The organism is Gemmatimonadota bacterium (genome assembly GCA_009835325.1).
In the GTDB taxonomy this organism is placed as follows: domain Bacteria; phylum JAAXHH01; class JAAXHH01; order JAAXHH01; family JAAXHH01; genus JAAXHH01.
On sequence record VXWP01000119.1, the window covers coordinates 1 to 10071 of the forward strand.

Annotated in this window: 8 protein-coding genes, 2 tRNA genes and 1 other RNA gene; 3 read left to right on the top strand and 8 right to left on the bottom strand. The window is 61.5% G+C overall.

What is annotated here, in order from left to right; translation table 11 throughout:
* The first annotated feature begins 436 nt into the window (after positions 1-436).
* Positions 437-907: a MarR family transcriptional regulator gene (locus tag F4Z81_15880; GenBank protein ID MXW06525.1), complete on the top strand. Its 471-nt coding sequence runs from the start codon at positions 437-439 to the stop codon at positions 905-907.
* Positions 908-1008: 101 nt separating this feature from the next.
* Here F4Z81_15880 and F4Z81_15885 read toward each other — a convergent pair whose 3' ends face one another.
* Both F4Z81_15885 and F4Z81_15890 read right to left on the bottom strand, forming a co-directional pair.
* The gene (locus F4Z81_15885; protein ID MXW06526.1) at positions 1009-2175 is read right to left on the bottom strand and encodes an aminotransferase class V-fold PLP-dependent enzyme; all 1167 of its coding nucleotides are present in this window, start codon (positions 2173-2175) and stop codon (positions 1009-1011) included.
* A gap of 31 nt (positions 2176-2206) precedes the next feature.
* Positions 2207-3124, bottom strand: coding sequence for a dienelactone hydrolase family protein (locus F4Z81_15890; GenBank protein ID MXW06527.1), 918 nt, complete (start codon positions 3122-3124; stop codon positions 2207-2209).
* Positions 3125-3618: 494 nt separating this feature from the next.
* On the opposite strand from F4Z81_15890, the gene F4Z81_15895 reads away from it, so the two are divergent.
* Positions 3619-3897 (top strand): hypothetical protein, encoded by a 279-nt coding sequence (locus F4Z81_15895; protein ID MXW06528.1) that lies wholly within the window; start codon positions 3619-3621, stop codon positions 3895-3897.
* Positions 3898-4168: 271 nt separating this feature from the next.
* Here the strand turns inward: F4Z81_15895 and ssrA are convergent.
* The 4 genes from ssrA to F4Z81_15915 form a co-directional block, all read right to left on the bottom strand.
* Positions 4169-4533: a transfer-messenger RNA gene (ssrA, locus tag F4Z81_15900) on the bottom strand.
* Between the two features lie 82 nt (positions 4534-4615).
* A tRNA-Lys gene (locus F4Z81_15905) sits at positions 4616-4688 on the bottom strand.
* A 5-nt stretch (positions 4689-4693) separates the two neighbouring features.
* A tRNA-Lys gene (locus F4Z81_15910) sits at positions 4694-4766 on the bottom strand.
* A gap of 94 nt (positions 4767-4860) precedes the next feature.
* Positions 4861-6138 (bottom strand): adenylosuccinate synthase, encoded by a 1278-nt coding sequence (locus tag F4Z81_15915; protein ID MXW06529.1) that lies wholly within the window; start codon positions 6136-6138, stop codon positions 4861-4863.
* Positions 6139-6571: 433 nt separating this feature from the next.
* Here F4Z81_15915 and F4Z81_15920 point away from each other — a divergent pair, with 433 nt between their 5' ends.
* A complete protein-coding gene (locus tag F4Z81_15920; protein MXW06530.1) occupies positions 6572-7378 on the top strand; it encodes a sugar phosphate isomerase/epimerase in 807 nt (268 codons plus the stop codon).
* A gap of 55 nt (positions 7379-7433) precedes the next feature.
* Here F4Z81_15920 and F4Z81_15925 read toward each other — a convergent pair whose 3' ends face one another.
* Positions 7434-8936 carry a glycine dehydrogenase subunit 2 gene (locus F4Z81_15925; protein ID MXW06531.1) on the bottom strand — a complete coding sequence of 501 codons (1503 nt, stop codon included), beginning with the start codon at positions 8934-8936 and terminating at the stop codon, positions 7434-7436.
* 18 nt (positions 8937-8954) lie between these two features.
* A partial coding sequence (locus F4Z81_15930) for an aminomethyl-transferring glycine dehydrogenase subunit GcvPA (GenBank protein ID MXW06532.1) occupies positions 8955-10071 on the bottom strand: 1117 nt, incomplete at its 5' end.

Genomic DNA, 10071 nt, shown 5'->3' on the forward strand with positions numbered 1-10071 from the left:
ATTATGGACGAGACGGAGTTCGTGTGCGAGGTGGATGGTCTCGGTCAAAATGGTCATAGCGGTAGTACCCGGGAGTATCCGTTAGGCGGTCCAGGCGGAAAAAGGGACGGTTACGACCCGCGTCCGGGGCTCGGACCAGAAAAGTGGCGATGTGCGTGATTTGAGGAAAGCAGTTTCTGGCAGAACAACGCGCCAGATATAATAAAATAAATCGAATTGTTAATTAATTTAACCCGTATTATTCGATTTTTCAAGATATTGCTTGACACAGCCTAAGTGTCACCGACATAAGTAAATAGAAAGCCATGCACACGTGTTGCAGTTCGTTTTGCACCGCAGTGTGCATAGAAACCGGGTCTTACTCAAAGCCGGGTTCTATACAGTATACAGAAACCAGGCAGAAGGCGCATACGGTTGTCGAAGTGCGAGCGTGATTATGGATAAACACAGGAGAGGGGAGTTAACGGACCGGTTCGTGTCCGTGGTGGACCAGCTGAATCGCCTGATGTCCGGCGGGAACTGGGTCAGGCTGCGGATACTGGATCTGAACGTCCATCACGTCAACACGCTTCAGGTGTTGAATCAGAACGGACCGCTGCGTATGAGCACGATTGCCGATCACCTGGGCAGCACGCAGTCTCACGCCACGAACGTCGTCAAAAAACTGGTCGATCGGAAGTACCTGAACAGAAAATCGGATCCGGATGATCGAAGAGTCGTAATCTGTGAAATCACGGCTATGGGCAAGCTGATTGCAGACCGGTACATGGAACTCGTCACGCAACGCGCGACCAGCATGGCCGAGGTGTGGGACGAAGAGCAATTGGAATCCGTCGTCGCGTGTCTGGAATTGTTCTGCCGTGATGGAGCGGCGTCGCGGGACCGGAGCGGTTCCGGTTCGGGCTAAATCACGCAGCGGGGAACAATCACGTAGCGGGAAACAATCACGCAGCGGGAAACCTGGATCGCTGACTCGAAAAACCGGTTCCTGCCCTACCGTGCCAACCGCTAAACCACCTCCCCCGCCAGGGTCGTCACCGCTTCGACCAGCGTGTCCAGCTCGGCATCGCTGGTGTAGAACGCCACCGAAATCCGCACGCCGGTCGGTTCGTTGATGTAGGTGCCCCGCTGGGTGATTTGCCAGCGGTTCCGGAGTGCCTCGGAGACTTCATTACCCGCTATGCCCTCGATGGCGAAAGCGACGATGCCGGACTGGGTATCGGCGTGGCGCGAGCTGATGACCCGCACGCCGGGTACGGCGTCGAAGCGCGTGCGCAGCGATTCCGCTTTGCGGCCGGCCTCCTCCGCGATGGCCTGGGGTCCCCCGATGCCGTCCATGAAATCGAGACTGGCGCGGAGACCCTGGTAGAGCAGGCTCGACGGCGTCCCGGTCTCGTACTGGCGGGCCGTGCCATCGGGCGTGTGCGGTCGGCGAAGCGGCTTCAGTACCTGCTGCGCGTCTTTGCGGACAAAGAGAAACCCGGTGCCCATGGGCGCGAGCATCCACTTGTAGCAGTTGGTGGCGTAGAAATTGCAGCCCATGTCATGCAGGTCCACCGGCAACTGCCCGACGGCCTGGCAGCCATCCCAGAGCGTGAGAATGCCGCGCTCCTGCGCGAGCGCGCAGATCTCCCGGGCGGGCAACCGGGTCCCGGTATCCGTAGTGACGTGGCTGAAGCAGAACAGCCGGGTCCGCGGGGTGAGGGTATCTTCCAGCCGATCTAAAAAAACTTCCTTGTCCTGGTCGATCTCGACCACCTTGACGATCGCCCCCACCCGGTCCGCCAGGCCCTCGGCGGCCTGCAGGGGTACCGGGTGTTCTTCATTGGTGATGATCACCTCGTCGCCCGGCTGCCAGCTTAACCCACCGAGCACCATGCCGTACCCCTCGCCGGTGCTCATCGTCAACGCGATTTCCCCGGCATCGGCCCCGAAGAATTCGGCGATCCTGGCCGGCATTTCCGATGCCGCCTGTTCCACCTTCGTGTACAAGTCGGCAGGACCCACACTGCCGCTGAGCATCTGCTGATAGCCATCGGCCATCGCCTGATTCACACAGACCGGCGACTGGCCGATTCCTCCGGTGTTCAGGTAGACGCCGAACTGCAGCCCCGGCATCTGGTCTCGGATCTGTGCAACGTCCATGGGCTTTCCTCTCATGGAGATTTCTCTCATGGGCTTTCTCTTATGGGCTTTCCACTTCTCCTTATTCCGCGAGGTGTCTACGGAAGAAGCCAACGGTGAGGTTCCACGCCTGCGCCGCCGCCGTCTCGTTGTACCGGGGTGTGGAGTTGTTGTGGAAACCGTGAAGCGTCCCCTCGAACATGCGCATCTCGTACGCCACGCCGTTCGCTTTGAGTGCTTCCTCGTACTCCGGCCACATGGCGTTGATGCGCCGGTCGGTCCCCGCGTAGATGATCATCAGGGCCGCCTCGATCTTCGGCACGTCCTCGCTCGCGGCCGTGGCGCCGTAGTACGGCACGCCGGCGTCCAGGTCGCTGCCGAGGGCCACCGCGAGGCGATTGGTCATGCCCCCGCCCCAGCAGAAACCCGTGGCACCGAGCCGGCCGTTCGAAAGGGCATGGTCCTTAAGAAACCGCGCGCTGTTGATCATGTCCTGGTCCAGCTTCTCCCGGTCGAGGCTCCGCTGCATGGTACGGCCGTCGTCATCGTTGCCGGGGTAGCCGCCGATGGGCGCCAGGCCGTCCGGGGCCAGCGCGAGGAACCCGGCCACGGCCGCGCGCCGCGCCACGTCCTCGATGTAGGGGTTCAGTCCCCGATTCTCGTGGAAGATTATGACGGCGGGAAAGGGGCCGTCACCGGTGGGCTGCACGAGGTAGCCTCGCATGGTCCCCGACGTGCCGCCCGGCGACGGGTACTCGACGTAAGTACCCTTGATCCGCCGGTCGGTGAAGGAGATCGTCTGGGCCTCGGCGTAGCGGGGCAGGAGCGCCTGCGCCATCGAGAGCGCGGAGACGCCGCCGATCGTGATCGCGGCGGCGCGACTGAGGAACGTGCGCCGGTCGATATAGCCGTGACAGTATTCGTCATACAGTTCGAAAACACGCGGGTCGATGTTTTCTTGAGGTGGTTTTTCTTCGGGTGGACTTTCATGGGGTGGCATGGGTTTTCGCTCCTTCGGGGTGGCGGATGCTGAATTGATCGTGCAGGCCGGGTTGATGTCAGTGGTCGTGCTTGCTTTCACCGGGCGTTGGTCTGTTATCCGGTGTGTGCACACTTGCATGCAGGCGAGCAGTTCCGGCGAATGTGTACGACAACGAAATGTGCGAGTCGTCAGATCGTCAGGTATTTGATGAGCAGGGTTAAACTAGGTGTGAAAGCACCTGGCGTCAATCCAAAGTCCGGGCATGATCCAGGAACAGGCAGGACGTTTTGTGATCCCCGTTGTCAGTTTAATTAAGATAACACGAGATTGAGGAACGAAATGCTGACTATAGCGACTAGAAGGATCACCGATTCGATCTACAGCCCAGTCGAAGAAAGATCCAGGGAGCTGATCGCCGAAGAGTTGGCGCTTCCGGGCCTGCGCAATGCTCGAAAGCAAACGCAAACCGGGTCTGTGGATACGGCCTGCTGAACTAAGTGATAGGATGGATAATGAACAAACCAGTATCGAATAGAGCACCTGAAGAATCCGCATTGTCCCAGGCTGAGATCCAGCATTTAATGAAACAGGTTGGCGATGATTTGTATTTCGGTGCAGATAACATCCGGGTAAGACTAGGCCGAATTGAAGAGAAATTCAAAAACACCGCAACAAAAGAAGATATCGCCAATATAAAGATATGGGTATTGGTCGGTGCTGGGACCGCCGGGCTGTCGTTGCTTGGGGCAGCGGGAGCGGTTGTGGTTGGTCTGATGAACTACTTCAAGTGAAGTTGCCCGGATTTCGCGTGTGGTTTGAAACCTGGGAGTCAAACGATGACCGTAATGTCCCGCGATAACTAGGCCTTCGGCGCACAAGTCATAACCGCCGTAGGAATACTCGTTATCACCATCCTGACTTTCGTCAACCAGGCCCACAGCGAATCCCGATACGAGATCAGGACCGAGTTGGTCGCAATACGGCCTGAGGTCCGGGATACAAACACCCGGCTCGCACGTGTTGAGGGTAATCTACGTGTGCCGGATACAGAGTAGGATGGAATGATGGAGGTGGGGGGAATCGAACCCCCGTCCGGAAGTGCCTAAGCGGGAACGTCTACATGCGTAGCCTGTTTTTTGGTCTCGTTCCGGAGAACTCCAGCAGGCAGGATTTAACCGGAACCAGCCTCAGTGGAGTCTCGCCTGGCGCCCTGAGGCGCGACGCCCGGCCAGCCTGCTTTATCGTCGCTTTTGACCATCCCGCAGGCGGGGCTGATCAAAAACGGGTTGCGCTAACTGTTGTTAGGCAGCCATTGCATACGAAGGTTCGTCTGCAGTTAATTTTGTTCCCAATGGTTTAACGAGGTTATCGGGGACCTCGGCACGCGATTCCCACCGCATCCACTCCCGTCGAATCCTTTCACCCCCATGTCAAAGAAGGTAGGACATTTGCCCTTCCCTGTCAAATCTACCCGTGCCAGAAGGCGCGGGTGCGACCGGGAGAGGGCAGTGCACCGCCAGGGAATCGAACCCCGAACCCACTGATTAAGAGTCAGTTGCTCTGCCAATTGAGCTAGCGGTGCATCCATGAGCGCGGAAGGAATCGAACCTTCGACCCACAGATTAAAAGTCTGTTGCTCTGCCAACTGAGCTACGCGCCCTCGCAGGCGAAGCAAGATAAGCGGTTTCGTCCCGAAGGTCAACCAAATTGCGGTATATCCGCGCAATCTCTAAATACGGCAAACCCGCGAAGCCCTACAGGAAAATGGTCGCGTCCCGGTGCGATCCGACGGAGACGATTTTAACGTCGGTCTTCACCAGTTCCGAAACCCGTTCGATATAGGCCCGGGCTTTAACGGGAAGATCGCTCCAGGTCCGGATGTGCCCCGTGGGCCGGTCCCAGCCCTCAATTTCCTCGTAGACGGGTTCGCACCGGGCGAGGACGTTCGCGTCGCTGGGGAGGTGGGGGATCACGTCGCCGTTCAGCCGGTAGCCCACGCACAGCCGCAGCGTCTGGAGACTGTCCAGCGTGTCGAGCCGGGCGAGCGCCAGGCTGTCGATGCCGTTCACCATGACGGCGTATCGAACGACCATGGCGTCGAACCAGCCGCAACGCCGAGGGCGGCCCGTCGTGGCGCCGAACTCTCCCGCCATGCGACGGAACTCGTCGCCCCAACGGGAGGGAAACTCCGTGGGGAAGGGCCCGTTCCCTACCCGGGTGGTGTAGGCCTTGGCCACGCCGATGACCTCGTCGATGCGCGTGGGACCGACGCCGGCCCCCATGCAGGCGGCGCCCGTGGTCGTGTTGGAGGACGTGACGTAGGGGTAGGTCCCATGGTCCACGTCCAGCAGCGTGCCCTGGCTGCCCTCGAAGAGGATCTCCTTGCCTTCGTCAATGGCGTCGTTCAGATATTCCGACGTATTGATCACGTATGGACCGATCTGCCGGGCGAAAGCCAGGTATTCCTCGATGATCCGGTCCGCGTCGAGCGCTTCGGCCTGATAGATAGCAGCGAGGATCCTGTTTACCTCATCGATATTTCGCTGCAGCTTCTCCTTCAGCACGCCGTGGTCGTGCAGGTCGACGATGCGTATGCCCTTGCGGGCGGCCTTGTCCGCGTAGGCCGGTCCGATGCCCCGGCCCGTGGTGCCGATGCGCTCTTCTTCCTGCCTCTGCTCCTCGCCGACCCGGTCGATCAGCTTGTGATACGGCATGATGAGATGGGCGTTATGGCTGATGAACAGGCGTCCCTCCACGTCGATTCCGTGCGATCCGAGCATCTCGATCTCTTCCATCAGCGCTTCGGGATCGATCACGGTGCCGTTGCCGATGACGCAGGCCTTTTCCGGTCGGAGAATACCCACGGGAATCAGGTGGAGGATATACTCCTGGTCTTCGATCTGGACGGTATGGCCGGCGTTGGCGCCGCCCTGGAACCGCACGACGATGTCGGCCTGCTCACTCAGAAAATCGACGATCTTGCCCTTGCCCTCGTCGCCCCAGGCTGCGCCTACGAGAATGCGAACGGCCATTTTTGCTTCCATCTCCCTCGTATATACCGGGCTGGCCGGTCCTGCTTTGAAATCGGGGCCGAGTCCCGGGTCCACAAACAACAAAAGGGCGAGTCATAAGACCCGCCCTCGAGACCGTTAGATCTTACAGTTCATTTTATGTGGTATAGACGCGGAAGGTCAAGAAAAAACGGCCTAAAAACTAGACAATGTCCATCGCCGGAACACCATTGGCGTGACGCCCGTGTACCGCCCGTGCACCGCCAGAGCTTCATCCGCGCACCGCCGACACGGGGCCGCATAGATCGGTTGACAATCGAGGGGTAAGTGGTACTAATGCATGAATGACTGAAAGCGTTCTGGAGCGAAGGACGCGAAAGACCAGTTTCAAGTAGCGGCCCGAAGCGAGGACGCGCTTTCCCCGGTTCAAAAAAGAGAGGGAGCGAGACCTGCCATGTATTCATGCATCAACGGTGCGACGACCATGCCCTATACGCTCGAGCAGGATCTGGAAGCCGCAGGGAAGGCGGGGTTCGACGCCGTGGAGATCTGGTCCAGGAAACTCGATGCGTACCTGGAAACCCACGATATCGCCGAGTTGAGGGCGTGCCTGGATGCGCACGGGCTGCGCGCGGCCTCGCTGTGTCCCTACGGATTGGTGGGGTTCTCCGACAATCGGGAACAGCTTCAGGCCATCGAACGCGCGGCTAAGGTGGCCGCGGCCATCGACTGTCCGGTCCTCCTCGTCTGCGCCGACGCGCCGCCGGACGGCATGGACCGGGATGAGGCCTACGACATAATGGCCGCCACGGTCCGCGATTACGCCGTGCGTACCTCCGCCCACGGCGTCAAGATCGCCATCGAGCCCCTCGGGCGGCATCCCTTCATTCCGGGGCCTCGCGAGGCCCTGGAGGTGATCGAACGGACCGGACACGACAGCCTGGGGCTGATGGTGGACTTCTTCCACTACTACAAGTCGGGCGTCCCGCTCGACGACATTCGGGCTATCCCCACAGAACTTCTGCTGATCGTCCACGTCGACGACTGCGAGGACCTGCCGCCGGCCGACCTGACCGACCAGCATCGTGTCTACATGGGCGAAGGCGTGCTTCCCCTGAAGGACGTGATGGGCGTATTGCGGGAGAAAGGCTATGCGGGCGCCCTGTCCGTCGAGATTTTCCGAGAGGAATACTGGGAGAAAGACCCGGTGGAGATTTCCGTCGCGGCGAAAGCGGCGTACGACCGGATGATGGCCGGCTGAGGGCGGGATCGACGGCGGGGCCGCCTCGACTGGCCCTCACCGATCCCTAATGGACCTACTGCCCCAGGGACTTCCGATACCGCAGGTTCAGGGTCTTCGGATGGGCGGCGCGCGCCTCGTCGAGGCGGCCGACCGGCGTGGTGTGGGGGGCGTTCCGGACCAGCTCCGGGTCGTTTTCCGCTTCTTCTGCAATGGCCGTCATGGCGTCGATGAACCGATCGATGGACTCCTTGCTCTCGGTCTCGGTGGGTTCGACCATGGCCGCCTCGGGCACGATGAGCGGGAAGTAGATTGTAGGTGCGTAGAAACCGTAGTCGAGCAGGCGCTTGGCGACGTCCAGCATCCGGACGCCGTGCGCGCGGAACCGGGTACCGGAGGCCACGAACTCGTGCTGGCAGGGCACTTCGGCCGGAATGGGCGTCTCCTTCTGCGTGCCGTGGACGAGGACGGTGCGGGGGTAGCTTTTCTCAAGGCGCCGCATGATGTAGTTGGCGTTCAGGATGGCGTTTTCGCTCACCTGGCGTAGCCCGTCGGGACCGTTGGCCCGGATATAGGCGTAGGCCCGGACCATCATCCCGAAGCTGCCGCCGAATCCCCTGACGCGGCCGATGGAATCGGGCCGGTCGTAGTCCAAACGGTACATATCGCCGTCCTTCACCGGCACGGGCGTCGGCAGGAACCGGACCAGGTCGCTCCGTACGCCCACGGGTCCCGCGCCCGGACCGCCGCCCCCGTGGGGCGTGGAAAAGGTCTTGTGCAGGTTGAAGTGGACGACGTCGAACCCCATGTCGCCGGGCCGGGTGATGCCGAGCACCGCGTTGAGGTTCGCCCCGTCCATGTAGAGCAGGGCCCCCGCGTCGTGGACGATGTCCGCGATGGTGCGTATCTCCGATTCGAAGAGCCCCAGCGTATTCGGATTGGTGAGCATGAAGGCGGCCGTCTCTTCGTCGATCAGCTCCGCCAGCCGGCCGGTGTCCACGAGCCCGTGGGCATTGGTCGGGATCTGCACCGTTTCGTAGCCCACCAGGGTGACGCTGGCCGGGTTGGTGCCGTGGGCCGAATCGGGGATGATGACCTTGCGCCGGGCATGTCCGCGCGCTTCGTGATAGGCCCGCATGATCATCAGGCCGGTCAGTTCGCCGTGGGCCCCCGCCGCGGGCTGCAGCGTGACCCCTTCCAGACCGGCGATTTCGGCGAGGTCCCTCGAGAGTTCGAACATCAACTGAAGACCGCCCTGGCAGGTCTCATCCTGCTGCATGGGGTGCAGTCGTGCGAATCCAGGCAGGGCCGCCATGTCCTCGTTGACTTTCGGGTTGTGCTTGATGGTGCACGAACCCAGGGGATACATGGCCCGGTCCGGATGGTAGTTCAAGGTGGACAGCCGGGTATAGTGGCGGACGACGTCGACCTCGCTGACTTCGGGCAGACCGGGCGGCGTGCTTCGGAGGTCCGCTTCGGGCAGGTAGGACGAAAGCGGCTTGACGGGCACGTCCGGCGCGGGCAGCGAGACCCCTCTTCGTCCGGGGGAGCTCAGTTCGAATACAAGCGGCTCAGACAATGTACATCCTCTCCATACTCAACTGAATCGCCCCAGCGCTTCGACCAGCCGGTCGATCTGGGCGCATGTCCGCCGCTCCGTCACCGCGATCAGCAGGCCGTCTTCGATTCCCAGTGACGGGAAGCGTCCCAGGTCGATGCCTGCCAGCAACCCATCGCCCGCGAGCCGGGTCACGATGTCGCCGGGGTCGGCCGGCGTCCGTACCACGAATTCCTTGAAGAACGGCCGGTCGAAGGCGAGTTCGTAGCCCTGCAGGTCCGCGATGCGCGCCGCCGCGTAGTGGCTCTTGTGGAGGCACAGTTCCGCGACCTGATTCAACCCCTCTTTCCCGATCAACGACAGGTAGATGGTCGCCATCAGGGCGTTGAGCTGCTGGCTGGTGCAGATGTTCGACGTGGCCTTGTCCCGCCGGATATGCTGTTCGCGGGCCTGCAGCGTCAGGACGAAACCCCGCCGATCCTCCTGGTCGACGGTCTGCCCCGCGATGCGTCCGGGCATGCGCCGGACGAAGCGGTCCCGTGCCGCGAAAAAACCCAGGGCCGGTCCGCCGTAACTCACCTGGTTGCCCATGGACTGCCCCTCCCCCACGGCGATGTCCGCGCCGTAGGCGCCCGGAGACTCGATGACCCCGAGGGAGATCGGGTCCACGGCCATGACCAGGAGGGCGCCCGCGCCGTGCACGACCCGTTCCAGGTCGCGCATTGATTCCAGGCAGCCGAAGAAGTTGGGATGCTGGACGATCACGCAGGCCGTGTCGTCCGTCAGGGCTGTCGCCAGCAAATCGGGGTCCAGCACGCCGTTCGGGCAGGGCAGCGTCTCCACCTCGATGCCCGGCCCGTAGGCGTAGGTACGGACCGTCTCGACGTAATGGGGGTGCACGCTGCCTGCGAGAATCACGCGGTCGCGCCCCGTGGCCGACCGGGCCAGCATGGCCGCTTCCGCCGTCGCCGAAGCGCCGTCGTACATGGAGGCGTTGGCCACCTCCAGGCCCGTCAGCTCGCAGATCATCGTCTGGAACTCGTAGATGCCCTGGAGCGTGCCCTGGCTTACTTCCGGCTGGTAGGGCGTGTAGGAAGTCAGGAATTCCGAGCGGCCAGCCAGGTGGCCGATGGCGCTGGGAACGAAGTGATCGTAC